The organism is Streptomyces boncukensis (genome assembly GCF_011045075.1).
Taxonomy (GTDB): domain Bacteria; phylum Actinomycetota; class Actinomycetes; order Streptomycetales; family Streptomycetaceae; genus Streptomyces; species Streptomyces boncukensis.
In genome coordinates this window covers 1-21,333 of sequence record NZ_JAAKZZ010000034.1, presented here as the reverse complement: position 1 = coordinate 21,333, position 21,333 = coordinate 1, and the positions used below count along the sequence as shown (strand labels likewise).

Here is a 21,333-nt window from a genome sequence, read left to right as displayed (position 1 = left end):
TCCTCGACGGGCAATGCGTTTACCAAAACCGCTTGTGGAATACTCGGGGTATGACCGCGCACCCGAACACACCCGACGAAGAACGAGAGCCGGGCGCCTACGAGCCGTCCCAGCGAATGAAGGACGCGGAGGCGGCCATGCAGGAAGCCGCCGAGGAGGCCGAGCGGCTGCGTCACGAGTACCGCAGGGTGCTCGCCGAGGAGCTGGCCGCCTCCGGCCTCTCGCAGCGCAAGTTCTCCGAGTTCACCCCGTATACCGAACAGACCGTGAAGGGCATCGCCACGGAGTACGGCGTGAAGCCGAAGAGGAAGCCAACCGTGAAGTCCATCAACTCCTGATCGGCGGGGAGCCCCCGCATGGCGGGAGGGGTCGCACACGTAGTCGTGTGCGACCCCTCCCGCTGTTTCGGGCGGACGGTCAGTCGTCGTAGCCGCGAGTGCCCCGGACGGTGAAGTTCATCGCGACGTCGATGTCCACCAGCTCGCCGCCGAAGTCGGCGGTCACGCGGAGCGTGCGGGCGCCGGCCTCCTCGATGGGCATCTCCTGCGTCTCCCAGATCAGCTCGGAGGCGGGGCCGGGAATCAGCTCGCGGGAGTCGTCGAGAAGGCGCACGATCTGGCATGCCACCTGGTTGATCGCGGCGTGCTCGGCGCTCAGGATTTGCTCGCTCATTTCCGGCTCCCTATTCCTTCGTTTAGCTCGATTACTTCCATTTCATTCTAGGTGAATTCCAATGCCCCGTACATTCGGGCGCCGTATTATGCGGGCGAATATCGAAGGGCCGCGCACCTGAATTGATGCGCGGCCCTTTTCTCTGCCGAGGGCTCGTCGATCTATGTCACGCGGATGAGGATGCCGACCACGATCACGAGGACGAGGAGCGTGCCGAAGATCTGCTGCTCGCGCGGCAGGTCGAAGAATGAGAACCGCGGCGGCTTCTCGATCTGCTCGCCGTCCGGGATGTGGCCGCCGTGGACCAGGATTCGGTGACTCTGCCGCTCCTGCGCGAGCGCGGCGCGGGTGAGTACCGGCGGCGACGTCGTGCGGCACTGCACGCACCGGTAGCGGTACATCACGACCCCCTCCATTCAGATCACCCCTTATGGTGCTCGACTTTCCAGGCTGACGGGCCGCGTTCAGGATCTCGGACCATCCGGAAACCCCGCTTCCGGTCTTCGTTGGACCACTCTCCGGTCCGCTCTCCGCTGTTCTCCGCTTCCGAAGAGTTCGCAGGTCGGGGCCGCTCTCCGGAGGCCGGAGAGCGGTCTTCGGCACCTTCCTGGGGAGAGTCAGGGGAGGGGAGCGGCGGGAGCTGATTCCGGTGCACTCCAGCCCGGCCGGCGTGGCCCCTCGCGCGGAAGGTCTTGGAGGGGTCCCAGCCGGCCCCCTCCAGCACCTCCCGCAGCTCCTTATCCGTGGCCTCGGCGAGGCCCGGGAGGGCCAATCGCATGGCTGGCCGGAGGTCGGCCAGGTGCACCCCGTTTTCGGCCCCGATCTCGCGCCGGATGAGGGCGGTCAGCGGAGGCTCGACGGGGACCTCCGGGGTGGTCTCGTCGACCGGTGCGGGGGAGCCGTCGCACGCCTCGCCGGGGGGCACCTCCCGCTTCTTCCTCGCGCCCCTGAGTCGGCCGAAGAGGCGGGCGCGGGTAGCGTCTTCCACCCCGTCCTTTTCCGCATCCTCGCCTTCCGGGGGTGTGGCTTCGGCGGCGGCATCGCCTTTGCTGTTCTCGCCCGTGGGCTTTCCCTTCTCCCCCAGCTTCTTTCCCTTTTTCTTGCTGCCGGGCTCGGGAATTCGCCCAGTCCCGGCGGCGATCAGCGCGAGCAGAAAACCAGCGGCCATCGCGTACGGCACGGCGGGGTGCTGAGCGGGAGCGGTCGCCAGGACGTAGAGCGCGCCCGTCGTGATGGCGAGGCGGGCCGGGATACTGCCTCCTCTTCCGACCTGGCCCGACAGCCAGGAGACGAAGAGGACCAGGAGCAGGCACAGGCCACGACACAGGCACAGCGCACCGGCGGCGATCACGCGCCCGACGCGGGCCAGGGCACGCCCGACGCAGGCCACGCCGCGCCGCAGGGGCGGGCCGCTGCGGCGAGCGACAGCGGCGGCCAGCGGCCCCAGTTCCGCGAGAGGCCGCACGTCGTAGTACGGGCTCAAGTCAGGCAAGGTGAGAGCGCGCCGACGCGGCTCCCCGTCGACGTCCTCGACCTCGTCGTTGTCAGCGTCGGATTCGCCGACGTCGCCGGCCTGCTCGGTGTCGACAGGCGCGACCTTGTCCCCCGGCGACGGTTCGTCGTCCGGGTCGGGGACCGGGTACAGGTGCGCAGCATGGCTCATGACGCCAACTGCTGTGCGACCAGGGCGATTTTGTCGGCGAGGACGCCGAGACCGCCGTCCGCGCTGGACGCGATGTAGAAGAACGGAATGGCCATCATGGCGACGCCGCGTGTGCTGAGCTTCTTCCACAGGATGACGGCGACCATCGACAGACCGAGCGCGGGGAGCGTGAGGCCAGGCATCACGCTGTCGGCCAGAGCAAGCAGGTCGTTGACGATGCCCTTCACCAGGGAGAACGGCCAGCCAGCCGCAGCGTAGGACGCGCCAGCGATCAGCGAGAGGACGAGCGTCCATCCCCATCCCAGCGGCTTGATCTTGCCGCCGCCTTGGGTGCCGACGACCAGGACGACGGTGAGGAGGAAGGCAAGACCGAAGGGGCCGAGCGTGCCCAACAGGCTGTTCATCAAGGAGTCCTTGGCAGAGAGCGGGCGGTCGAGGCGAGCTACAGGACCAGGTCCGTCGAGCCGTAGAGCAGACAGCCGACGATCATGGAGATCAGGGGCACACGGGCGGCGAGCGCGAAGGGCGGGAACCAGCCGCGGGTGCGGTGGTCGAGCATCCAGATGCCGACGGCGATGCCGTACCAGGGGAAGACGTGCCAGTCCGCCCACGAGCCGTAGGCGTGGACGAGATACGCGGTCTCGGCCTGGAAAAACTGAGGCACACCGAGGTAGAAGCCGGTGCCGAGCGCGACGCCGTTGTAGGCGAGCCAGCGCGTCGGGGCGTCGATGCTGAGCCACCACTGGATGAGGCTCTGCTTCGGGGCGGGCTTGTCGTCGTGGTACGCCGGCCGCTGGTAGATCGTCGTGCCGGAGCCTCGGCGGCGCCAGCGGTCGCGGAGCTTGGCCGGGACCTGGTCCCCGTCCGCGCTCTCTTCGTCATCCGCCTCCAGCACTTCGAGCTGGGTTTCGCACTCCTCGCACCAGTACGCCACCAGCTCGCCGGTGGGCCGGGCGTGGACTGCGTGCGGGTTGGGGTGATCGCACGGCTCCCGGTCCTTCGCCGGGGCGGGGTCGGGAGCGGGACGTTCTTCCTTCGTGACGTCGACCAGCTCGCCCTTGTTCGGCTCCCACCAGTTGGGCAGGCGGCTACCTCGTACCGACTTGCTCGGGGCGTCGTCCTCAGTGTCCGGGACGCTGTCCGTGCTCGTGGCGGCGGGGTCCGGCTCGCTGTCCGCTTCGTCCGAGGCCGTGTCCAGCTCCTGCTTCTCGTCGTCATCGCTGGGCTGGCCGTCGGGGTCGATCCGGTCTGCGAGGTCGTGGAGTCGCCCGAGGAGCGCGCGGGGTCGCAGGTCCACCGTTCAGTTCCTTCCGTACGGCGTGAAGCGGCAGCGGCCAGGAGGGGCGTCCCGATGCTCATGACGCCTTGGACTTGCTCTCGATGCGCTGGCGGGTGCGGCGCACCGTGTCGGCGAGCTTGCGCTGCTCCCTCTCGGTGTCCGGCTTTCCGTGGACGGCGATGACCTTCGCGAGCAGTGCCTCTTCGCTGATCGCGGCGTCCTCGGCTAGGGCGGCACGGATGGTGTCGGCCTTCGCGGGCTTCTCGAAGCGCACGACCGTCTCGTCCTCGGTGTCCGGGACGCCGTTGTCCTGGTCCTGTCCGCCGTTGTCCGGGTCCGGCGCGGCAGGCGGTTCGGACTGGGCGCCGGCCTGGTCGGACACCGGATGCGGGACGGTGCCCGGAGCCTGTCCGAGGGCCGGCGCGGCGTGGGTGGTGATCTGGCGGGCGCGGGCGGCCTCGGGACCGAACGCCGCGAGCATGTACGCGTCGTACGCGTCGAGGCGGCGCATCTGCTTGGCCAGGGCGACGGACGCGGCGGCCTTCTGGCGGCGCCGGTTCAGCCAGAACGCGACCGACTCCGACAGCGGAACAGCGTGGTAGCGCAGCACGAAGACCCACAGGCCCTTCGCGAGGAGCGAGACCATCGAGCCGACGACGCCGGCGACGGTCTCGTTGTGGTGGTGGCCGAAGGCCACGACAGCGCCCATGGAGATGCCGAGGGAGACCCATCCGGCGATGCGCGCAGCCCTGGCCCGGGCCGGGTCAAGGCGCTCCAGCCACTCGACAGCGATACACGCGAGCCACACGACGTCGAAGATCAGCGCGACGCTGTACGCGATGAGCGCGGGGATGAGAGCCGCCAGGAGCGTGCCGATGCTGGCGGTCGTGCCGGTGACGGCGAGGAGTGTCACGACGACGGCCGCGCAGGTCAGGACGTTGACGATGATCCGGTCCCAGTCGCGGGGCGGGATCGGCACCCACACCGTGTACTCCACGGTGCGGGGCTCGGGCTGGCCGTCGATCTCGACGACCTCCTCGCGCTGTCGGGTCTCCTTGCGGTACCGGACCCCGGGGACGCGCGGCTGGTCGATCTCCTCGGACTGCATCGGTGTGCCTCTCGGGTGGTGCGAAACGGGAGGTAGGCCGGACCCGCGGGGGAGACGAGTCCGGCCGCTCTGGAGGCGCGGTACAGCGGGCGTACTCGGTGCCGCGCGCCTTGGGAGCCGCTACTTCGACTCGGGCTTGGCGGAGCCGGCTGCGTGGGAGCCGACGAGGGTCGGCTCGGTGCCGAGGGTGCGACGCAAGTGCAGCGCGTACTCACCGCGAGTGATGCCGTCGGGCTGCGCCGGGGCGCAGCTCAGCGCGGCGCGGGCGATGTGCGCGGCGCGGCTGCCGATGCTTCGTCCGCAGACGGTGTACGCCTGCGCGGAGATGCCGACCAGCAGGGTGCTCTGCTCCATCGGCTCAGTGGGGCGCGTGTCGGTGAAGTGGTCGGCGAGCCGGGACAGGACGTGAGCGACGGTCTCGGCGAAGTCCGAGGTGTCCGTGCTGTCCGCGTTGACCGCCGACGACGCCGGTTTTAGATCAGTAGAGTGACCCATGCGTTAGGGCTCCCTGTAGAGGCAGGTCTCTGGCGTCCCCGGCCCACCCGTGTGCGACTACGAGGTGACCGGGGGTTTGCGCGGCGGCCCGGAATGCGACTTCCGGGCCGCCGCTGTCCGTTGCCCTGGCAGCCGTGTGCGACTACGGCTTCGGGGCACAGGTGTAGCGATCAGAAGGCTACCTGTTTTCGCTAGTTGCGCAAACAGGTTGTGAGAGGATGGCGGTATGTCCGGCTCCCCCACAGGGGTTCGGAAGGCTCACGGCCAGGAGCGGCCGGTGATCTGCTCCATCCCGGAGATCCCAGACCTCATGGCGGCGGCCGGGCTGCCGCGTCTGACCCCCGCTCGAATTCGGCAGATCGCCAAGGATGACGACGCCTTCCCCGAGACGATCTGGGAGCGGGGCCGCGTGCGGCTGTGGCTCTGGGCGGAAGTGGAGTGCTTCTTCCGTGAACGGAAGCTGACCCCGGGCGCCCGGACCGACCTTCACGAGCGACGCCAAGGCGACGACGCGAAGAAGTGAGCGGGGAGCCGTCGCTGGCGTCATAGCTTCCTCCGGTGGCGGCTGGGTCGCGGACGGTCGCGGCCCCGTCACGGGCCGCCGTACGGGAGGGGAGTCAACACGACGGAGGGGCGAGCCGGAACCCCCATTGGAACACCTGTTCGTTTGTGGCGTTCTGCGAGTGCCATCGAAGTCTGAGTGGCGGCGCATGCGTGAGACAGATCACCGGCCGTGTGCACTGCGAGAGCGGACCGGCCTGGCCACGGACGCCATGCTCACTCCATGGCTTTCGACACTTCCCCCAGCGAGACCCTTATCGCGATCTCCCGACGGCGCGTCCCCGGGGAGCGGTTCCCGGCCTGGGCTGTGCCCACCCGCAGCGGCCATCTCGTAGGTCTCGTCGGCGAAGTTCCTGCCGATCCGTGGCGACCGTGGCGCCTCCAGCAGACCATCCGCGCGCAGACCTTGGCGGCGCTGCTAGGTGCGGACTTGGTGGCCCTCGGAGAGTTGGAGCCTGTACCTGAATACGAGGGTTCTCCGCGCGGGCTCCGCTGGGAGCCGGGCCGTAACGGGCGGCGGCTGTCGGTCACGGATGCGGGGCTGGCTGCTGCGGGCTCCTGGCTCCCGCTCGATCTGTCCTGAGCCCACTGTGTGGCCCACGCGGATCGGCAGGCCCAGAGTGATCGCTCAGACTTCGATGGCACATGTGCGCGCGGCGCGCAGGCGCTCGGCGAGCTGCCGGAGAACGGGGCCGGCCGCTGCGACGGCATAGTGAATTGCCGGGCCATGACCTGGACTACCGGGTGCAAGGCGGCGGCCATCTTGGCGAGGGCAGCGCGAGCCGTGCCGGGATCATCGGCGGAGATCGCCCGGAGGTGCTGTCCGGGCGCTGTCGTCGCTGGTGGAGCCAGTCCTGTCCGGCTGCTGTCCTGCCCCGTCCGGGACGTGTCCGCCCGTGTCCGGGCGGGTGGCCCCTTCGATCGCCGCGAGGGCTTCGGCGAAGGCAGCGCCGACGAGGTGCCGGGGTACGCGCGCCCGATACTCGACACGGACACCGTCCGGGCGCTCTCCCGGGTCTGTCCAAATGGTGCCCGGCCTGACCAGGCCGCCGCTGGCCGGTGGCCGTACGGACGTGTCCTGCTGGCTGTCCGGGCCGTGTCCGTCGTGCATGTCGGTCCCATCGGGTCGGGGAAGTCCATGGCCGCGCAGGCGCGCGTCGTGCTCGCGCGGTGACGGAGGATGGTACGGCCTTCACGGACCCGGAGTTCCGCGCTGCTTCCAGCCAGGGAGCGGGGTGGTCAGCGTGTCCTCGGCGCGGCTTGCACGTCGGGCTGCGGTGCGCCGTGGGTGGAGCAGCCAGGCCCCGGCGACGGCGACGAGGATGACGGCCGCGGCGGTGAGGAACCGCCAGTGCCACACAGGGAGCCCGGCCGCCGACTCGTCGGCCCAGTCCACGAGGCGGCGGCCGGCCCGGGCGCGTCCGGCGATGTACCCGCCGATCGCTCCGAGCGCGATCAAGAAGGCGATCTGTCCGGGGTTCACAGCGGGTCCTCGCCGTTGGCGGCGGGATCGAGAAGCTGGCGCAGCACCTCGGCGAAGGGATGCTGCCGCGCCATGTCGCGGGTCTCGCGCTGCACCTGGTCGTCGAGGTGGTCCGCCCATGTCTCGATACGGACGAGCGCGGCGGCCATCGCGTCGGGATGGTCGAGCCTCCCGGCCTGGTCGGCGTCTTCCTCGGCAGCGATCTCGTGGAGCCGCTTCTGCGCCTCCCGCCATGCGTCGTGGTGGTCGGGGCCACCCCAGCCGAAGACGTCGGGGTCGATGGCGCTGGCGGCGTCGCGGAACGTGGCGGCCCGGCCCCGGCTGCCGGTACGGGGCCGGCCGTCGGCGGGATGCACATCGAGGGGGACAGCGGCGAGGGCCTGACCGGTGGACGGGATCACGCGAGGCAGCAGGCCGACGGCGACGGCGGCGCGGAGCCAGTCGCGGGCCGCGGTGCGCCACGCGTGCTGCTCGTGCCAGTCGAGGTCGTGCCAGGGACGGCCGTCCTGCAGAACGGAGTCGGCGTACCCGGCCGCGGCGAGCGCGGTGATGCGCGGGTCGGTGTAGTGGATCAAGGCTGCGGCATCCTGGCCGGTCGCTGGCCGCGGGTCGGTGGTTGTCATGGGTGCGGCTCCTTCCCCTCGCGCGGGCGTCCTTGGTGTGCGGCCATCTCCTCGTAGGCGTCGAACAGTTCGGGCCAGCCCTCGCCCGGGCGGAGGGCCGCAGCATCGAGCCGGCCGTGCGCGACGGCCAGGCGCACGCCGATGTGCCGGTGGCCGACGGCGGCGAGCCACCCGGCGCACGCCTCTTCGGCGCCTTCGTCGGTCTTGTGGCAGGCGAACATCGGCGCGCTCAGGCCCGGTTCGATGCCGTCGGGCTGCTCGCTGGTGCACTTCAGCGCCTCGTACCGTTCGGCGCTGAACTCCCCGGGAGGCGTCTCGCGCTTCCACGGGCAGCGCACATACGGGAACCGGCGGCGCGGCACTGTTTCGTTCGTCATCGGGTGGCTTCTCCTTCGGTGTCGGGCCGCCGAGTTCGCGGCTTCGAGGAGTGGCGGGTGCCGATCGCCAGCGCCCGGGCGACGGCCTGTGCCCCGTACCGTGCTGCCGCCGCATCGTGACCGTCGTCGGCGACGGCGCGCAGCACTTCGCCCAGCTCGACGCCTTCGGGTATCGGGCTGGCCGGACGGCGCTGCGCGGCGCCGCACAGCAGGCAGCCGTTGTCGGCCGTCGGATCGACGGGACCGCCGGGGTGCCGGGAGCAGCGGTTCGCCGGCGGGGTCTTGCCCTGCGCCGACCGCACCAGGTGAACCGCGCGCTCCAGCTCGTCGGCCAGATCGGCGAGCGTCTGGTCGGTGATCTCGTTGCGGGCGGTGTACGCGGCGATGTCGCGCAGCACCCGGCCGATCTCGGGCAGGAAGTCGGGGTTCACCCGTGCCTCACCGCTTCCAGCTCCCGTCTCTGCTCCTCGGCGGCGACCAGGCACGTCGGGCACTGCTCGGAGTCCCGCAGCCGGTACTCGCGCCCGCATCCGCACGTACGCCGCGGGGCGGTCGGGTCCTCCTTGGGCCACGGCACGCGCTCAGGGCGCTTGCGGGGAGCGTCCTGGCCCCCGCCGTTCAGCGGCAGCAGGAACGCGCCCTGGACGCCCGTCTGCGCTTCCCGGAGGCAGCCGCCGCAGCGGTCGCGGTCCGGGCGGACGATGCGGCCCGTCTTGCAGTTCGGGCACTGTCGCGCTTCGGGCTCCTCCGGCTGGGTCGACTCGTCCGCCGCTCGCGCGCCCGCGCGTTCCTCTGGTTGCGGTACTACACCAGCCATCTCTTGGGTTCTCTCCTGGGTAACCCCTGGGTTGTTCGTGCCTCTGTGGCCCGAACCGTTCGTGCCTTTGTGGCCCGAACCCGTACGTGCCTCTGTGGCCCGAACTTCCTCACCGTCAGTTCGTGCCTCTGTGGCCTGAACTTCGCCCCCTTCGGAGTTCGTGCCTCTGTGGCCCGAACTTCCGTCGTCCTCATCGGTCTTCCGAGGGCGGGCGGTGGCCTTCAGATAGTCGGCAGCGCCCGCCCAGTCCGGTCGGGGGCACAGCAGCAGCCGGTAGACCGTCGGGCGGCCTCGGCGGCGCTCCCCGACGGTCATGACGACGCCGGCGCGGATCGCGGCGTCCAGGTAGCGGCGGGCGTCCTGTTCCCGGCACCCGGCGGCCTTGGCGATGTCCTGGATGCGGATGGGCTTGCCGTCGCCGGAGAAGCGCGTCTCGCCGCTCGCCGTCACCATGGCTCGGAGCGCGTAGAGCATCGTCAGGAAGCCGCCCTTCAACGTGCGCGGCATCTGCTTCGACCACCGCCAGACCAGGGCGTTGCCGAACTCGTGCGGCGGGCAGCCGGACTTGCGCTCCGGCTGCTGCTGCTCGTGGCTCACGGCGGGCTCTCTCTCGGGTGACGTGGCCGCTGCCCGGTGGGGGCAGGGCGAAGGGTGACGCGACCTTGATCAGGTGAGGTCGAGGAGGATCACGGGCCAGCAGGGGCCACGAGGGCGGGCCGGCCGGTCACGGCCCATCGCGGCGTCGGTACGCCGCCATGTCCGCGACGCCGGGCGGCAGTACCGCCGGGCGCCGCTTCTTCCGGTGCGCCTGCGCCTGGCAGGTTGCGACGTGCGGCATGTAGCGCTTCTCCCAGCGGGCGAGCGGTAGTTCGTCCGTTGGACGCCGCGACCGCCACGTCCCCGTGCCGTCCCGATACGCGGCCGTGTTGCCGTTCTCGTCCGGCGTCTTGTTGACCGCCAGGCGTCTCCCGGCGTCGGTCACGGTCCACACAACGGGCTCGCCGCACTGCGGACACCGCATGGCCTCTCCTCTCCTACGGGCTGAGACCGCGGGGCCGCGCCGTATCGCAGCGGTGGAGAACGGCGCGGCCCCACGGAGGCCGGGGTCAGTCCCCGGTGAAGAACTCGACGACCGGCTCGCCGAACCACACGAGCAGCGCGACGAACAGGGCGACCGCCCACCACCAGGCCGACGCGGCGGGGATGGCGTAGGTGATGCCGCCCGCGATGCTTCCGAGCCCGGAACCGAGCAGGAAGCGGGCCAAGGGGTCTCTCTCGGGGCCTCGCCTGGTCATCCGCGGGCCTTCCGGCGTCCGCTGCGACCGCGCAGCGGCACCTTGGCCTCGATGAGGAGGTGCCGGGCCAGCCCGTATGACAGGTTGTGCTCGGCCGCCAGGTCGCGGATCGACGCGCCTGCCTTGTACTTCTTCGCGAGCGTCTTGCGCATCTCCTCGCGCTCCTCGCCGCGCAGCCGGGGCCGGTACTCGCTGCCTTGCCGTGCCCCGCGCCGGGGCGTCACCGTCTCGCTCATTGCTCGTTCCTCTCTTCTTGTACGCGGCGCGGGCATCGAGCCCGGCCGTGCGGGGCACCAGCTCCCAGGGCGGGACTACGCCGCCGTGGCGGCCTTGGCCCTCTCCTTCGCGCGCTCCCGGCGGCGCTGGTTCTCCGCCTCGCGCCGCGCCCGGCGCAGCAGTTCGGCCCGCTCGTGCTCATCGAGCCCGCCCCACACGCCGTAGTCCTCCCGGAACGTCAACGCGTGGGTGAGGCACTGCGGCTTGACCGGGCAGCCCGCGCAGAAGCCCTTGGCGTACTCGGCGTCGATCGACCTCGGGACGCCGCCCTCTCCGGCGGGAAAGAACGCCGCTGTGGGGACACCCACACAGGCGGCGTCGTCCATCCAGTGGTGCGGCCGGGGAAGGGTGTCCGGCGCGTAGCGGCTCGGTCGTGCCATGGTCAGCTCCTCGGTGTTTCGTCGTGCCCGGACATGTCCGCCCCCTCGTCCCAGACGTGTCCGGCCCTGTGTCCGCGCAGGTCACCCCCCTCGCAGGCGTCGGAAGCGCGGTTATGTCCGGCTCGGTGTCCGGGCGTTGTCCGGGAGGTGTCCGGGCACGCCGGCGACGTGGCCGGCGCGGAGCACGGCGGAGCCCCCACCCGGCCGACGCGAACCCGAGAACGAGCGGCGCCCACACACTCCGCGACTCCACGACGGCGTCCACCGCGCTGCCGTACGCGAGGAACAGTTCGACCCAGATCACCCGGCATCACCGCTCTCGGGCCGGGCGTCGGCGTCGCGCCAGCGGGTGACGGTCCGCTGCGCGACGCCCAGACGATCGGCGATGAACGACGCGGATAGGCCCTCGTCGGTCATCTCCCGGCACGCGTACCGCTGTTCCTCCTCGGTGAGGACCGGAGGGTCGCCCCGGCCCGACTTGGCCCGCTCGACCGCGATGAGGTCGATGCCGCGATGCCACGTCGCGCCGGGGAGCATCACGCGACGCTCCTCTCGCGCAGCACCCGGTCTTGCAGGTGCGGGCCGGCCACGCAGCCGGGGAAGCCGCAGGCCGGGCGGACGTTGCCCTCGGGCTCACGGCCGTGGTGCCAGGCGAAGGACAGCCGGTACGCGGTGTGCACCTGGTTGGCCACGGCCAGGACCGGGGTGCCCCGGCCGCTGGTGGCACCGGTCCAGTGCAGGTGACCGCTGTCCAAGGCGACGGACCGCTCGTCGAACGCCTCACGCCACACGGCGTCGTCGGGCGCGCTCACCGCTCGATCTCCGGCCACTTCACCTTGGCCAGCCGGTCTCGCTGCGCCTTCGGCAGCTCGATCGGCGGGATACCCAGGTGGTCACGCCCGGCGCACCACAGCCACCAGGCGTCGCAGCAGTTGTCGTCGGCGAACTCCAGCCCGGCCCGCTTGTACGCGGACATCACCATCGCGGTCTTGTCGCCGGCCCCCCGGCCGGTGGCGTACGCCTTCAGCGTCGCCGCCGTCACCAGCGCGTACGGCACCCCGGCCTCGATGAGCACCGACCGGACGACGCCGTGCACCATGCTGATGGCCTTCGCCGCGTGGCTGTTCTGCGGGATGTCCTCCAGCACCGCGAGCGTTGGCGCGTGGCCGAGCCCGAGGTGCGGGCCGCCGACCGCGATCCGCGCGGCCTCGGCGATCTGGAGCAGACGCCGGTCGCCGTCCGCGACGCGCGTCTTCACCGTGGCGGTCGACCCGTCCCGGTAGCAGATACCCGTTGCGGCCACGGACAGGTCGAAGGCGACCACGGCCAGCGGCGGACCGGCATCGAACAGCGTCGGCTCGGAGGCGGGCCGCGTCATCGGCGCACCCCCTGACCAGAGACGCGCAGCAGCAGCGCCGGGAGGATGGAGGCCGGCCACCACACCACGAGGACCGCGCAGTACAGGCAGGCGGCGACCGGCCGGACTTGGAAGGCGATGCGGAGCAGGGGCTCCTGGCGGGCCTGCACGACGGTGACGGCGGCACCGAGCGGAATGCCGACCGCCCACACGATCAGCACGACGACAGCGAGGGTGTTCACTCCGACTCACCGTCCGTCCAGCCCTGCGGCGGGTCCGGCGTGACCGAGAACCCGGTGAGCACGAGCCGGTCGGTGTCGGGCGCGTGACAGTTCGCCTCGGCCGCCAGCCACTCGGGCAGCTCGTCGGCCGAGAGGCCGGTGTCGGCCGTGACCTGGTCGAGGAGGACAGTCACCGGCTCCTCCGGCCGCCACGCGGCGACCTCGACCAGCGCGATGCGGTCCTTCTTGTCGACGTCGACAACCTGCACAGCGGCGGTGGCTCGCTCGTCGTCCCGCGCGGCCAGGTAGGTGCGGCCCAAGTCGGTGATGACGGGCCGCAGATCATCCGTCCGCGTCGCCAGACCACGCACCGCCAACTGGGCGAACAGCTCGCCGTCGGCGTCGACGTCCTGGCCGTCGGCGAGGACGGCCAGCAGCGCCTCGGCCTCCAGACCGATCGGCATCTCACGGGCGAGGCGCGTCACCCGGACCAGCCCGGCCCGCCAGGCAGCGGTGTGCGGGGTCGTCACCGTCGAGCACGGGCAGCCGTACACCGTGTCCTTGTGCTCGTCGGCTGTGAAGCCGACGCACTCCAAGAGGCTGGTGCGCCCGCGCTTGCACAGGTCGACCGTGCAGCACGGGCAGTCCGGGCAGTCCTTCTGCGGGGGGCGGACGTACTCCGGTCCAAAGGGCTCATCCATCGTCGATATCCCCTGGTGTCGTCGTGGTGGTCTTGCACACCAGGCAGCGGCGCCGTCCGGCGTCGAAGGTGTGCGGGGTGTCCCGGCCCTCGGCCGGGCAATACGCGCGGGGGGCGCCGGTGTGGAACCGGGCCGTCGGCGGGCCGACGCGGTGACGGCCGCGGTGCCCGCTCCAGGACCGGACGGCGGCCATGACGGTCCAAGCGCCGAAGCCGACGGCCAACAGGCCCGACAAGATGCGGTCACTCACGTCGGCCACACCTCCGGGCGCATCGCCGGAATCAGCGGCCAGCCGACCCGAACGGTGCGGGCGCGGTGTTCCTTGCCGGGGGTTGTCGCGAAGTGCTCGCGCAGGCTCTCCTGCTGCTCGACCGCCCAACGGGCCTGCTGCTCGTGCAGCTCGTTCAGCGGCACCTGGGCCAGCTTGCCGTGCTCGGTGACCAACGCGCGGGTGACGCGGCAGGCGGCGACCGCGTCGGCAACCGAGTTGTGCGCGTCGTCGAGCTGCACGCCGTAGTGCCGGGCGAGAGCGTCCAGGCGACGCGAGCCGGGCCGATACCGGTCGACGTGCTTGTCCAGCACCATCGGGTCCAACACCATCGGTACCTCGCGGCCGAACAGCCCGCGCAGACCGTGCCGTTCGGCCTCGGCCTCCAGCATCGTCAGGTCGTACGGGGCGTTCATCACGACCAGCGGCAGCCCGGCCGCGACCAGGCCAGCGAGGGCGTCGAGGACGTCGCCGACGACCAGCCCGGCGGGGCGGCCCGCCGCGCGAGCCGCCTCCGTGGTGAAGCCGTGCACCGCCGTCGCGCCGGGCTGGATCGGGATGCCAGGGTCGGCGATCCACTGCCGCACCGTGCCCGGCCGGCCGCCGCCGTCGGTGACGACGGCGGCCGTGACGATGCGGTCGTACTCCGGGTCCGTGCCGGTGGTCTCGACATCGAACCCGCAGAACTCCTGCTCGTGCCAGAACATCAGCGGCGACGCCTCCGGCCCTTGTTGCGACGGGCCTTGCGGCTCGCGGGCCGCTTCGGCTGCGCCCGCTTCTTCGGCTTGGCCGCCACCCGTACGGGCTCCTGCGAGCCCTCGGCCGCCGCGTGCGCCGCGGTGGCGTCCGCGAGGGCCTGCGCGTCCTCGTCCGGGGCATGAACGACCTGCACCTGCCCGGCGTCGCCGGCGTCGTCCGCCTTCGCGAGCTGCACCAGCTCCGTCGACATCGGCACGACCTTGTGCAGCCGCCGCAGCGCCGACTTCGCCCACATCGCGTCGAAGTCCGTGTGCCAGAACGAATCGTTCCGGCCGGACTCCTTGGCCCGCCGGTACGCCTGGCTGTACTCGTCGCGGATCTCCTCGGCGTCCTCCCGCGTCAGGATCACCACCTGGGAGCGGGCGCCTCCGGCGAGCCAGCAGAACGCGTACGCGAGGATCGGCTTGCCGCGCTGCTCCCGCGTCAGGCTCAGGCCGGGCTTGTGCGTGAAGTCGAGCGGTGGCGGAGCGGTCGGCTCGTAGTTCCACTCGTCCCCGGCGTGGATCATCCCGACGTGGACGGACCCGACCCGGCCGGACCGGTACATCAGATCGACGTAGCCCTGGTACATCGGCACGAAGGTCGCGAGCTTCCCCTCGCGCTTGATGACGGCGTGGCGACCGTCCGGGATCAACCCGAATCGCGCGCATGCCAGGAGCGCTTGCAGCAGCGAGGCGGGGGTGCACGGTGCGAGGTCCGGCAGCGCCGCCCGTACGGCCGCGAGGAACGCGCCCCGGTCGACGTGGCTCGGCAGCGCTTGGGTGAAGTGGTCGCCGTACCGCTCCAGCCAGGACAGGACGGCGTCGGTCGTCGCACCCCCCTCGGCCCGCTCTGCGGCGTGCAGCTCCTCCTCAGTGCCGTCCTCGACCGTTGCGGCCGTTCGCACCTCCGTCCGGTTCGGCTCGTCGCTCGTGGCTGCGCGGACTCGATCCTTCAGCGTGCTCCGCACGGGTCACACCCCCTTCGCGGGCACGTTGAGCACCCGGGCACGGAACTGGCTGTAGATCTCCGGCTTCTCGTCCTTCAGCCGGTCGGTGTCGATGGCCTCGACCAGGTGCGTGTACTCGGCGGCCAGATCGGGGTGTGCCTCGCGGAACTTCTTCGGCGCGAACGCGCCGTTCTGCTTCCAGGTCCATGCCGGCTGTCCGTCGGCCTTGGCGATCTCGGCTTCGCCCGTCAGGCGGCGCATCTCGTTCTCGACGGTGCGCAGATCGGCGGCGATCGTCTTGGCCCGCTCCTTGAGGTCCGCGCGGCGGGCACGCAGCTCCTTCGCCGTGGCGAGGTCGATCTCGGCGACCGCCTCCGGCTGGACCGACCACAACCGGGCTAGCAGCTCGGTGGTGGCCTCCAGGCCGTCGGCCTCCGGGGGTACGCCTTCGACGATGTGCCGCCGGAACCAGTCGCCGAGCTTGTCGACGAGCCAGCCGGTCATCTCCTCGTCGCGCTCGATGCGATGCCACCTGAGCTTGTTGCCGCCGACCAGGGCGGCGACATAGCCGTGATCCCAGCCGCCGACGGCCATGTACCAGTGGCACTGGAGCGCAGGAGCGTCCGGGACGCCCTCCTCCCAGTCCTGAAGCTGGTACTCCGACCGGTTCTTGCACTCCAGCGGTCCGGCGACCTGCCCGAAGGTGTCCAGAGCGTACCGGTCGACGTTGGCCAACATCCACGCGTGCTCGGTGTGCACGAGCGTCCCGGGCGGCGTCACCACCTCGATCCCGGACTTCTTCGAGAACAGGTAGCCGATGAAGTCCTCGATCTCGCGGCCGATCTCGGCGGACTCGCTGTCGACGAAGTCGGGCCGGCCGTGCTTGGCCTCGTACACGTGGCGAGGTCCGCGGTACTTGTCCAGGCCGAGGATCGCGGCGACGTCACTGCCGCCGATCCCCGCCCGCCGGGTGGCGTGCCACTCGGCCTCGGTCGCGTCGGCGGGCAGCAGCAGCCGCGCGGTCGGCGCCCCCGAGGGCGCGGTCGTCGTGGTCACTTCGGGTCCTTCCGGCAGGAGTTGAGGCGGCGCGCGGCGGCCAGGGCCTCGATCTCGGCGGCGATCTTGACCGGGTCGTCGACGGTCCACGCCGCCGTCGCCATGTCCGATCCCGCGGTGAGGGCGGCGCTCGCGAGGCCCAGAACGGTCTGGAACTTCACCGGGTCGTCGCTCTCGGCGATGCGCATCCACGCCACCTCGGCGGGCGTGCGCAGATCGCGGGGCAGGTCACGCATGGGGCACCACATCCCGGCGGCACCGACGGCAGCGCAGAGACACGAACTCGCCGTCCCTGGCCCGGTAGTTGATAAGCCCGTCGTCGCAATCGGTGCACGAGGCACGGGCGGCGGCCAGGCCGACGAGGAACTGGTCAGCGTCCCGGGCCGACATGCGGCCCGAGGTCGAGGTGCGTTCCTCCTCGACGCGGCGCGCGGCCTCGTTGTGCCCGGCGACGGCCAGCAGCAGTGCCGACCGGCGGGCGGTCAGGAACCGCTGCTTCCTCTCCAGGGCGCGCAGCAGGGTGACAGCCTGGCTGAACTCACCGGCCTCGGCGGCCTCCTCGCCGAGCGTGAACGCGGCCTCGGCGGCGATCTGAGCCAGCTCGCGGGCCTCGGTGAGCACGCCGTCGTACATGTCGGTGTGGCCGCAGCCGTTCTTCCACTTGTCGACGACGTACCACTCGCCGTCCTCGTGGAAGCGGTACGGGACGGCGCTGCCGCGGGGACCGCCGCAACGCGGGCAGTCCGGCGACACCGTCACCGCGACGATGCGGACGCCTTCGTAGCTGCGGCTCGTGCCCCGGTCGCACACCCGGTAGGTGGCGGCGGGCGGGCGAGGCGCGGGCTTGGGCAAGCCGGCCGTGTAGCGGACCCACACGGCGGTGCCGTCGTCGTGCCGGGCGTCGTACGCCTCGTACGTGCCCGGCGGGTGGTAGGCGGGCATCCGCTCGGCGCGGGGGATGCGGCGGGCAGCGGACTGCCCGCTGTCGGCCGACGGGTACACCGCCGCGAGGACCCAGCCGCCGCGTGCCTCGCGGGCGCGCTGCGCGACCTCGCGGTGCTTCGGTGTGATGGGGGCGGGCATCAGCGGTCACCGCCCATCAGCACGCGGGCGTGCTCGCCGTGGAGAGCTGCCAGGCCGAGCCGGACGGTGCCGGCCGTGTTCCAGCCGCAGGCGCACAGCGCGAGCAGGTCGCCGGTGCCGGGGCAGGTGTCGGCCGGGCCGTGCCCGCACAGCGAGCCGTCGTTGTGGCGCGGGATGACCGCGAGCGGGTGCTGCTTCACGACGCACCTCCGTCCCGGTGGTCAGGTGCGGTGCGCTGCCGAGGCAGGCTGAACAGGGAGCGGCGCGTGTGGAGTTGGGACGGGTGCCGCATCGGGGCGCACAGGGTGCAGGTGCGGGCGTCGTGCCGTGTTTCCTTCGGCGGCGCCATCGCTGCGCGGCGTACGAAGATGAACGCCGGGATCAGTACGGCCGCTGCGATGACGGCAGCGAGAACGAGCGGGCTCATCGGTCGGTACCTCCCGTCGCGGGGGGTGCAGCGGCGGGGGCGGTCTTGTTGTCGCGGATACAGTGGTTGGAAGCCAAGGTGACCTCTGTCTCTCGTCAGGTGAGGTGTGCTTGGTGAATGGGGCTGTCTGGACCACGCCCGGTCCGGGCGGCCCCTCTTGATGTGCTGTCAGCCGCTACGGCGCTGAGCCGTCTCGGCGAGCGGGCGCACCGCGGTCATCTCGCTGATCTCGCGGATGTCGCGCCCGGTGAACGTGACCCTGGCGCCGCCGTCGTTGAACGGGATCTGGCGCGCGTACGCCCGGCGCTTGAGCTGGAGCGCGGACCAGGGGAGGAAGCGCGCGGCCTCCTCCGGCGTGTAGTGGAACCACTCGCCGTCCGGGCTGCCCGGGTACGGCACGTCCCGCGTGGCCGTCGCCTTCTTGGCCTTCGCGGGCGCTTCCTTCGTGGTGGACGCCATGTCCCCTCCCAGAGTGATGTCGCTCACGGGAACGTCGAGCGTCCCGGCCAGGCGGCAGATCACTTCCTGACCCGCGCCGGCCTTGCCCGTCTCGACCCGTGAGAGCTGGCTCGCGGAGATCCCCGCGAGCTTGGCGAGCCTCCGCAAGCTCAGATCCTGGACCTGACGGAGAGCCCGAATTGCCGTTCCGTTCGGTGTCACGTTCAGAGACTAGACATGGGGCGATACGGATGCAAGACATGTCGGGTACTTCTGGGTACAGAAACTAAACATTCCCCTGTTCAGGGGGTGTGACGCTCCGCACACTTCTGTGCTTCGATGTGCAACGAATACGCCCATGTGCGCTGGGCAACCACACTTGCTGTTGCATGCGCGTACGGCATGATGGAAGGCATGACGAGAGACTGGGCACGCCTTGGGCAGAAGCTGAAGGCTGCACGCGCTGCACGAGAGATTCCGCAGCAAGATCTCGCCGAGGCGATCGGCGTGAAGCGGGGCGCACTCCACAACATCGAGAAGGGCGACATCCGCAAAGTGACGCCGACGGTCCTCGCATATGCCAGGGAAGTCGGATGGGCCGAGGACTCGATCGACAGGGTCCTCGGCGGGGGTGAACCCGTCGAACGTGAGACCAGTTCGACTGAGAAGGCTCTCACTGAACGCGTGAGCGATTCGGTGGGCGAGCATGAGGCGCCGTCCGACCTCTCGCTCTTGGTGCAGCAATCTCTCAAAGAAGGGCCACTGGTTGATGCCCGCGTGGCCGAAGTGACCACGTCAGCCGGGCGATTGAAGGCAACCATTGTGGTCCGGGGGGAGGAGGGGGCGCCCATGGATGAGCTGCTTGCCGCCCTCCGAAAACTCAAGATCGATGTCGAGTTCGACGAGTAATCACACCATTGGTTCTTTCGCGGTATTTTTGACCCACTTTGGCATCACCTTTTACTCCTTATGCGTCATCCCAGGTACACCTATAGGCACATTGGGGGGTCATTTGCCAGAGAGGGGGTCGTGAATTGGCGTCCGGACATTGCCGCCGAGCGAAGCGCGTCTCAGGTGCACCCCGACAGGTCGTCGCTTGGGTCGACCAGGAACTGTACGAGGGTGTTCTCTTCCTGAACGCTGACCTCTACACGGCGGCCCAAGAGGCCGCAATCACCGCCGCGTTGAAGCGGGCGAGGCTCCCCACCTCCCAGGTGATCGCCGCCTTCGTAACGACAGGAGGATGAGCCGCCGTGGCATACGCGGAGAAACGAACCGCCCGAGGGAAGACGTACTTCCGGGCCTTGTACCAGAGACCCGACCGCAAGGCGCAGGGCGTCGTGGTGGACGAGGACGGCCGGGCCGTCCGGTTCCCCACCAAGACCACCGCACAGAAGGCTGCCGAGAAGGCCGAGGCCGATGCCTTCACCGAGGCCAAGAAGGGCCGCTGGATACCCCCCGAGCAGGCGGCGGCGGCAGGCCGCGTCACCTTCCGCGACTTCGCCACAGAGTGGATGAAGGAGCAGAGCCTCGCAGACTCGACCATGCAGAACTACCCGCGCTCACTGGCGCACCTGCTGCCGACGTTCGGCGACAAGGCCATCCGCGACATCACGCCCGCGATGGTCGCGGCCTGGGAGAAGGCACAGCAGAAGGAGTTCGCGGCCAGCAGCGTTCGGACGTACCGATCCCTGCTACACCTGATCCTCGCCGACGCCGTCGACGCTGGCCACGCGGACAAGAACCCGGCTGAACGGCGGCGCGGCCGGGGACGTCGACACGGCCGACGTCAGAAGCGCGGACCCGAGAAGCAGATCACGTCCATGCTCGGCGCGCTGCTCCTGGCCGAGCGCGCGTCCCTCCTGTCCGGACGCGACGACGAGTTCGTGGCCACCATCCACAAGAGCTACACCGGCCAGCGCTGGGGCGAACTCGTCGGCCTGGAGACGCAGTACGCCAGACCCGAGTCGCGCGCCTTCCGCATCGAATGGCAGCTCTACGAACTCGACACGGGCGAGCTGCTGCAATGCCCGCCGAAGGACGACTCGTACCGGACGATCGACTCGCCGGCCTTCCTGTCCCTGCTCGTAGGCGACCACATCGCCCGCACCCAGCCCCAGCCGTGTCCGTGCCACGGCCTCACGTACGTGTACAGCGGACGGGGCGTAGGCGGGAAGCGTCAGCCCGGCCCGACCCTCCGCCAGGTCGCTGAGCTGGCCGGGGTGTCCACCGGCACCGTCTCCAACGTCCTCAACCGACCCGAGATGGTCGCGGAGAAGACCCGCGCGAAGGTCGAGAAGGCCATCGCCGAAGTCGGCTTCGTCCGCCAGGTCGGCCCGTCCCGCGAGGCAGCCCACTGGCGCCGCTCCGGCCACGCAACGTGGATCTTCACCCCGGCCGCGACCGGCTGGTACCCGAAGAAGGCCCCGCAGGAGGCACACCCGGTGCCGGTGTCGGCCGGGCCGTGGCCCGGCGTGCCCGTACGGGGCCGCGGGGCGTCCGCCCGCGCTGAGGCGTGCTGGCTGCCCATCAAGGACCGGCTCACCCGCCACGGTCTTCGTCACGGGCATCGGACGGTGATGGAGGAGCTGGGCACTCCCAAGGTCCTCATGGACGACCGGATGGGCCACGAGGACGGCTCGGTCGGTGCGCGCTACGCACACGTGACGGACTCGATGCGGGCGCTGCTCATGGAGCAGTTGACCGAGCTGTGGTTCCAGTCACTCGACGACAGGTTGGCGCTCGCGCCGCGTTCCGCTGTTCCCGTCCTGGATCGGCTGTTGCAGGAACGCGCCAAGGCCGCTTAGAAGGCCGACCAAGATCACACCCAGTTGACACCCAGAGGGCTCCCAGAACGCAATCAGGGCCGGTCTCCCATGAGGGATACCGGCCCTGACCTGCTACTTCACAGTCGGGGTGGCGGGATTTGAACCCACGACCTCTTCGTCCCGAACGAAGCGCGCTGCCAAGCTGCGCCACACCCCGAAGCAACGACGACTACTGTAGCCCAGCCGGGCGCTGAGGTGAAATCGGGTTTCGCGGAGCGCCCGGCGGGGGAGCGGGGGG

At 70.6% G+C, this 21,333-nt stretch carries 35 protein-coding genes and 1 tRNA gene; 5 read left to right on the top strand and 31 right to left on the bottom strand.

The window, feature by feature from the left end; all coding sequences use genetic code 11:
* Positions 1-50 precede the first annotated feature (50 nt).
* The gene (locus G5C65_RS05730; RefSeq protein ID WP_165297519.1) at positions 51-338 is read left to right on the top strand and encodes a hypothetical protein; all 288 of its coding nucleotides are present in this window, start codon (positions 51-53) and stop codon (positions 336-338) included.
* 79 nt (positions 339-417) lie between these two features.
* Here the strand turns inward: G5C65_RS05730 and G5C65_RS05725 are convergent, their stop codons facing one another.
* The 7 genes from G5C65_RS05725 to G5C65_RS05695 form a co-directional block, all read right to left on the bottom strand.
* The gene (locus G5C65_RS05725; RefSeq protein ID WP_165297518.1) at positions 418-672 is read right to left on the bottom strand and encodes a hypothetical protein; all 255 of its coding nucleotides are present in this window, start codon (positions 670-672) and stop codon (positions 418-420) included.
* 161 nt (positions 673-833) lie between these two features.
* Positions 834-1,088 (bottom strand): hypothetical protein, encoded by a 255-nt coding sequence (locus G5C65_RS05720; protein ID WP_165297517.1) that lies wholly within the window; start codon positions 1,086-1,088, stop codon positions 834-836.
* Between the two features lie 5 nt (positions 1,089-1,093).
* Positions 1,094-2,335 (bottom strand): hypothetical protein, encoded by a 1,242-nt coding sequence (locus G5C65_RS05715; RefSeq protein WP_165297516.1) that lies wholly within the window; start codon positions 2,333-2,335, stop codon positions 1,094-1,096.
* Entirely contained in the window at positions 2,332-2,739 is a 408-nt protein-coding gene (locus G5C65_RS05710) for a hypothetical protein (RefSeq protein ID WP_165297515.1), read from the bottom strand. Before G5C65_RS05710 ends, G5C65_RS05715 begins: the two co-directional genes overlap by 4 nt.
* A 38-nt stretch (positions 2,740-2,777) precedes the next feature.
* Positions 2,778-3,632: a hypothetical protein gene (locus tag G5C65_RS05705; protein ID WP_165297514.1), complete on the bottom strand. Its 855-nt coding sequence runs from the start codon at positions 3,630-3,632 to the stop codon at positions 2,778-2,780.
* Between the two features lie 58 nt (positions 3,633-3,690).
* Positions 3,691-4,722, bottom strand: coding sequence for a hypothetical protein (locus G5C65_RS05700; RefSeq protein WP_165297513.1), 1,032 nt, complete (start codon positions 4,720-4,722; stop codon positions 3,691-3,693).
* A 120-nt stretch (positions 4,723-4,842) separates the two neighbouring features.
* Positions 4,843-5,217 (bottom strand): hypothetical protein, encoded by a 375-nt coding sequence (locus G5C65_RS05695; RefSeq protein ID WP_165297512.1) that lies wholly within the window; start codon positions 5,215-5,217, stop codon positions 4,843-4,845.
* Between the two features lie 277 nt (positions 5,218-5,494).
* Between G5C65_RS05695 and G5C65_RS05690 the strand changes: the two genes are divergently transcribed.
* Positions 5,495-5,740: a hypothetical protein gene (locus G5C65_RS05690; RefSeq protein ID WP_165297511.1), complete on the top strand. Its 246-nt coding sequence runs from the start codon at positions 5,495-5,497 to the stop codon at positions 5,738-5,740.
* A 924-nt stretch (positions 5,741-6,664) separates the two neighbouring features.
* Positions 6,665-6,952, top strand: coding sequence for a hypothetical protein (locus G5C65_RS05685; RefSeq protein ID WP_165297510.1), 288 nt, complete (start codon positions 6,665-6,667; stop codon positions 6,950-6,952).
* 18 nt (positions 6,953-6,970) lie between these two features.
* On the opposite strand, the gene G5C65_RS05680 is transcribed toward G5C65_RS05685, so the two are convergent.
* The 23 genes from G5C65_RS05680 to G5C65_RS05570 form a co-directional block, all read right to left on the bottom strand.
* Positions 6,971-7,261, bottom strand: coding sequence for a hypothetical protein (locus G5C65_RS05680; protein WP_165297509.1), 291 nt, complete (start codon positions 7,259-7,261; stop codon positions 6,971-6,973).
* Entirely contained in the window at positions 7,258-7,884 is a 627-nt protein-coding gene (locus G5C65_RS05675) for a hypothetical protein (RefSeq protein ID WP_165297508.1), read from the bottom strand. The genes G5C65_RS05680 and G5C65_RS05675 overlap by 4 nt, the downstream gene beginning before the upstream one ends.
* Positions 7,881-8,261, bottom strand: coding sequence for a DUF6283 family protein (locus tag G5C65_RS38395; RefSeq protein ID WP_206441271.1), 381 nt, complete (start codon positions 8,259-8,261; stop codon positions 7,881-7,883). Before G5C65_RS38395 ends, G5C65_RS05675 begins: the two co-directional genes overlap by 4 nt.
* The gene (locus G5C65_RS05665; protein ID WP_165297507.1) at positions 8,258-8,692 is read right to left on the bottom strand and encodes a hypothetical protein; all 435 of its coding nucleotides are present in this window, start codon (positions 8,690-8,692) and stop codon (positions 8,258-8,260) included. Before G5C65_RS05665 ends, G5C65_RS38395 begins: the two co-directional genes overlap by 4 nt.
* Positions 8,689-9,675: a hypothetical protein gene (locus G5C65_RS05660; RefSeq protein ID WP_165297506.1), complete on the bottom strand. Its 987-nt coding sequence runs from the start codon at positions 9,673-9,675 to the stop codon at positions 8,689-8,691. Before G5C65_RS05660 ends, G5C65_RS05665 begins: the two co-directional genes overlap by 4 nt.
* Positions 9,676-9,802: 127 nt before the next feature.
* Complete coding sequence (locus tag G5C65_RS05655; RefSeq protein WP_165297505.1) at positions 9,803-10,099, bottom strand: hypothetical protein; 297 nt, start codon at positions 10,097-10,099, stop codon at positions 9,803-9,805.
* Between the two features lie 85 nt (positions 10,100-10,184).
* Positions 10,185-10,343 carry a hypothetical protein gene (locus G5C65_RS05650; protein WP_165297504.1) on the bottom strand — a complete coding sequence of 53 codons (159 nt, stop codon included), beginning with the start codon at positions 10,341-10,343 and terminating at the stop codon, positions 10,185-10,187.
* 26 nt (positions 10,344-10,369) lie between these two features.
* The gene (locus G5C65_RS05645) at positions 10,370-10,609 is read right to left on the bottom strand and encodes a helix-turn-helix domain-containing protein (protein ID WP_165297503.1); all 240 of its coding nucleotides are present in this window, start codon (positions 10,607-10,609) and stop codon (positions 10,370-10,372) included.
* 75 nt (positions 10,610-10,684) lie between these two features.
* Positions 10,685-11,029, bottom strand: coding sequence for a WhiB family transcriptional regulator (locus tag G5C65_RS05640; protein ID WP_420903283.1), 345 nt, complete (start codon positions 11,027-11,029; stop codon positions 10,685-10,687).
* A 300-nt stretch (positions 11,030-11,329) separates the two neighbouring features.
* A complete protein-coding gene (locus G5C65_RS05635; protein ID WP_165297502.1) occupies positions 11,330-11,569 on the bottom strand; it encodes a helix-turn-helix domain-containing protein in 240 nt (79 codons plus the stop codon).
* Complete coding sequence (locus tag G5C65_RS05630; protein WP_165297501.1) at positions 11,566-11,841, bottom strand: hypothetical protein; 276 nt, start codon at positions 11,839-11,841, stop codon at positions 11,566-11,568. Before G5C65_RS05630 ends, G5C65_RS05635 begins: the two co-directional genes overlap by 4 nt.
* The gene (locus G5C65_RS05625; protein WP_165297500.1) at positions 11,838-12,407 is read right to left on the bottom strand and encodes a crossover junction endodeoxyribonuclease RuvC; all 570 of its coding nucleotides are present in this window, start codon (positions 12,405-12,407) and stop codon (positions 11,838-11,840) included. The genes G5C65_RS05630 and G5C65_RS05625 overlap by 4 nt, the downstream gene beginning before the upstream one ends.
* A complete protein-coding gene (locus G5C65_RS05620; RefSeq protein ID WP_165297499.1) occupies positions 12,404-12,628 on the bottom strand; it encodes a hypothetical protein in 225 nt (74 codons plus the stop codon). Before G5C65_RS05620 ends, G5C65_RS05625 begins: the two co-directional genes overlap by 4 nt.
* Complete coding sequence (locus G5C65_RS05615) at positions 12,625-13,308, bottom strand: hypothetical protein (RefSeq protein WP_165297498.1); 684 nt, start codon at positions 13,306-13,308, stop codon at positions 12,625-12,627. The genes G5C65_RS05620 and G5C65_RS05615 overlap by 4 nt, the downstream gene beginning before the upstream one ends.
* The gene (locus G5C65_RS05610; RefSeq protein WP_165297497.1) at positions 13,301-13,558 is read right to left on the bottom strand and encodes a hypothetical protein; all 258 of its coding nucleotides are present in this window, start codon (positions 13,556-13,558) and stop codon (positions 13,301-13,303) included. The genes G5C65_RS05615 and G5C65_RS05610 overlap by 8 nt, the downstream gene beginning before the upstream one ends.
* Positions 13,555-14,283 carry an exonuclease domain-containing protein gene (locus G5C65_RS05605; protein ID WP_165297496.1) on the bottom strand — a complete coding sequence of 243 codons (729 nt, stop codon included), beginning with the start codon at positions 14,281-14,283 and terminating at the stop codon, positions 13,555-13,557. The genes G5C65_RS05610 and G5C65_RS05605 overlap by 4 nt, the downstream gene beginning before the upstream one ends.
* Positions 14,283-15,221: a recombinase RecT gene (locus G5C65_RS05600; protein WP_338146245.1), complete on the bottom strand. Its 939-nt coding sequence runs from the start codon at positions 15,219-15,221 to the stop codon at positions 14,283-14,285. Before G5C65_RS05600 ends, G5C65_RS05605 begins: the two co-directional genes overlap by 1 nt.
* A 66-nt stretch (positions 15,222-15,287) precedes the next feature.
* Positions 15,288-16,319 (bottom strand): lambda-exonuclease family protein, encoded by a 1,032-nt coding sequence (locus G5C65_RS05595; protein WP_165297494.1) that lies wholly within the window; start codon positions 16,317-16,319, stop codon positions 15,288-15,290.
* On the bottom strand, positions 16,316-16,555 hold the full coding sequence (locus G5C65_RS05590; protein ID WP_165297493.1) for a hypothetical protein: 240 nt from the start codon (positions 16,553-16,555) through the stop codon (positions 16,316-16,318). Before G5C65_RS05590 ends, G5C65_RS05595 begins: the two co-directional genes overlap by 4 nt.
* The gene (locus G5C65_RS05585; RefSeq protein ID WP_165297492.1) at positions 16,548-17,402 is read right to left on the bottom strand and encodes a hypothetical protein; all 855 of its coding nucleotides are present in this window, start codon (positions 17,400-17,402) and stop codon (positions 16,548-16,550) included. Before G5C65_RS05585 ends, G5C65_RS05590 begins: the two co-directional genes overlap by 8 nt.
* Complete coding sequence (locus tag G5C65_RS05580; protein WP_165297491.1) at positions 17,402-17,602, bottom strand: hypothetical protein; 201 nt, start codon at positions 17,600-17,602, stop codon at positions 17,402-17,404. Before G5C65_RS05580 ends, G5C65_RS05585 begins: the two co-directional genes overlap by 1 nt.
* Positions 17,599-17,829 (bottom strand): hypothetical protein, encoded by a 231-nt coding sequence (locus tag G5C65_RS05575; RefSeq protein WP_165297490.1) that lies wholly within the window; start codon positions 17,827-17,829, stop codon positions 17,599-17,601. The genes G5C65_RS05580 and G5C65_RS05575 overlap by 4 nt, the downstream gene beginning before the upstream one ends.
* Before the next feature lie 168 nt (positions 17,830-17,997).
* Complete coding sequence (locus G5C65_RS05570; RefSeq protein ID WP_338146244.1) at positions 17,998-18,489, bottom strand: helix-turn-helix domain-containing protein; 492 nt, start codon at positions 18,487-18,489, stop codon at positions 17,998-18,000.
* 117 nt (positions 18,490-18,606) lie between these two features.
* Between G5C65_RS05570 and G5C65_RS05565 the strand changes: the two genes are divergently transcribed.
* On the top strand, positions 18,607-19,176 hold the full coding sequence (locus G5C65_RS05565; RefSeq protein WP_165297488.1) for a helix-turn-helix domain-containing protein: 570 nt from the start codon (positions 18,607-18,609) through the stop codon (positions 19,174-19,176).
* Positions 19,177-19,520: 344 nt separating this feature from the next.
* Complete coding sequence (locus G5C65_RS05560; RefSeq protein ID WP_165297487.1) at positions 19,521-21,074, top strand: LacI family DNA-binding transcriptional regulator; 1,554 nt, start codon at positions 19,521-19,523, stop codon at positions 21,072-21,074.
* Between the two features lie 104 nt (positions 21,075-21,178).
* Here G5C65_RS05560 and G5C65_RS05555 read toward each other — a convergent pair.
* Positions 21,179-21,252 (bottom strand) — tRNA-Pro (locus G5C65_RS05555).
* Positions 21,253-21,333: the final 81 nt, after the last annotated feature.

Bases quoted from the DNA above. Each gene is read 5' to 3' on its own strand.
- G5C65_RS05700 (WP_165297513.1), bottom strand. From the start codon at position 4,722: ATGCAGTCCGAGGAGATCGACCAGCCGCGCGTCCCCGGGGTCCGGTAC.
- G5C65_RS05655 (WP_165297505.1), bottom strand. From the start codon at position 10,099: ATGCGGTGTCCGCAGTGCGGCGAGCCCGTTGTGTGGACCGTGACCGAC.
- G5C65_RS05725 (WP_165297518.1), bottom strand. From the start codon at position 672: ATGAGCGAGCAAATCCTGAGCGCCGAGCACGCCGCGATCAACCAGGTG.
- G5C65_RS05585 (WP_165297492.1), bottom strand. From the start codon at position 17,402: ATGCCCGCCCCCATCACACCGAAGCACCGCGAGGTCGCGCAGCGCGCC.
- G5C65_RS05575 (WP_165297490.1), bottom strand. From the start codon at position 17,829: ATGAGCCCGCTCGTTCTCGCTGCCGTCATCGCAGCGGCCGTACTGATC.
- G5C65_RS05590 (WP_165297493.1), bottom strand. From the start codon at position 16,555: ATGCGTGACCTGCCCCGCGATCTGCGCACGCCCGCCGAGGTGGCGTGG.
- G5C65_RS05565 (WP_165297488.1), top strand. From the start codon at position 18,607: ATGTGCAACGAATACGCCCATGTGCGCTGGGCAACCACACTTGCTGTT.
- G5C65_RS05625 (WP_165297500.1), bottom strand. From the start codon at position 12,407: ATGACGCGGCCCGCCTCCGAGCCGACGCTGTTCGATGCCGGTCCGCCG.
- G5C65_RS05720 (WP_165297517.1), bottom strand. From the start codon at position 1,088: ATGGAGGGGGTCGTGATGTACCGCTACCGGTGCGTGCAGTGCCGCACG.
- G5C65_RS38395 (WP_206441271.1), bottom strand. From the start codon at position 8,261: ATGACGAACGAAACAGTGCCGCGCCGCCGGTTCCCGTATGTGCGCTGC.
- G5C65_RS05640 (WP_420903283.1), bottom strand. From the start codon at position 11,029: ATGGCACGACCGAGCCGCTACGCGCCGGACACCCTTCCCCGGCCGCAC.
- G5C65_RS05715 (WP_165297516.1), bottom strand. From the start codon at position 2,335: ATGAGCCATGCTGCGCACCTGTACCCGGTCCCCGACCCGGACGACGAA.
- G5C65_RS05675 (WP_165297508.1), bottom strand. From the start codon at position 7,884: ATGACAACCACCGACCCGCGGCCAGCGACCGGCCAGGATGCCGCAGCC.
- G5C65_RS05645 (WP_165297503.1), bottom strand. From the start codon at position 10,609: ATGAGCGAGACGGTGACGCCCCGGCGCGGGGCACGGCAAGGCAGCGAG.
- G5C65_RS05730 (WP_165297519.1), top strand. From the start codon at position 51: ATGACCGCGCACCCGAACACACCCGACGAAGAACGAGAGCCGGGCGCC.
- G5C65_RS05710 (WP_165297515.1), bottom strand. From the start codon at position 2,739: ATGAACAGCCTGTTGGGCACGCTCGGCCCCTTCGGTCTTGCCTTCCTC.
- G5C65_RS05615 (WP_165297498.1), bottom strand. From the start codon at position 13,308: ATGGATGAGCCCTTTGGACCGGAGTACGTCCGCCCCCCGCAGAAGGAC.
- G5C65_RS05605 (WP_165297496.1), bottom strand. From the start codon at position 14,283: ATGTTCTGGCACGAGCAGGAGTTCTGCGGGTTCGATGTCGAGACCACC.
- G5C65_RS05695 (WP_165297512.1), bottom strand. From the start codon at position 5,217: ATGGGTCACTCTACTGATCTAAAACCGGCGTCGTCGGCGGTCAACGCG.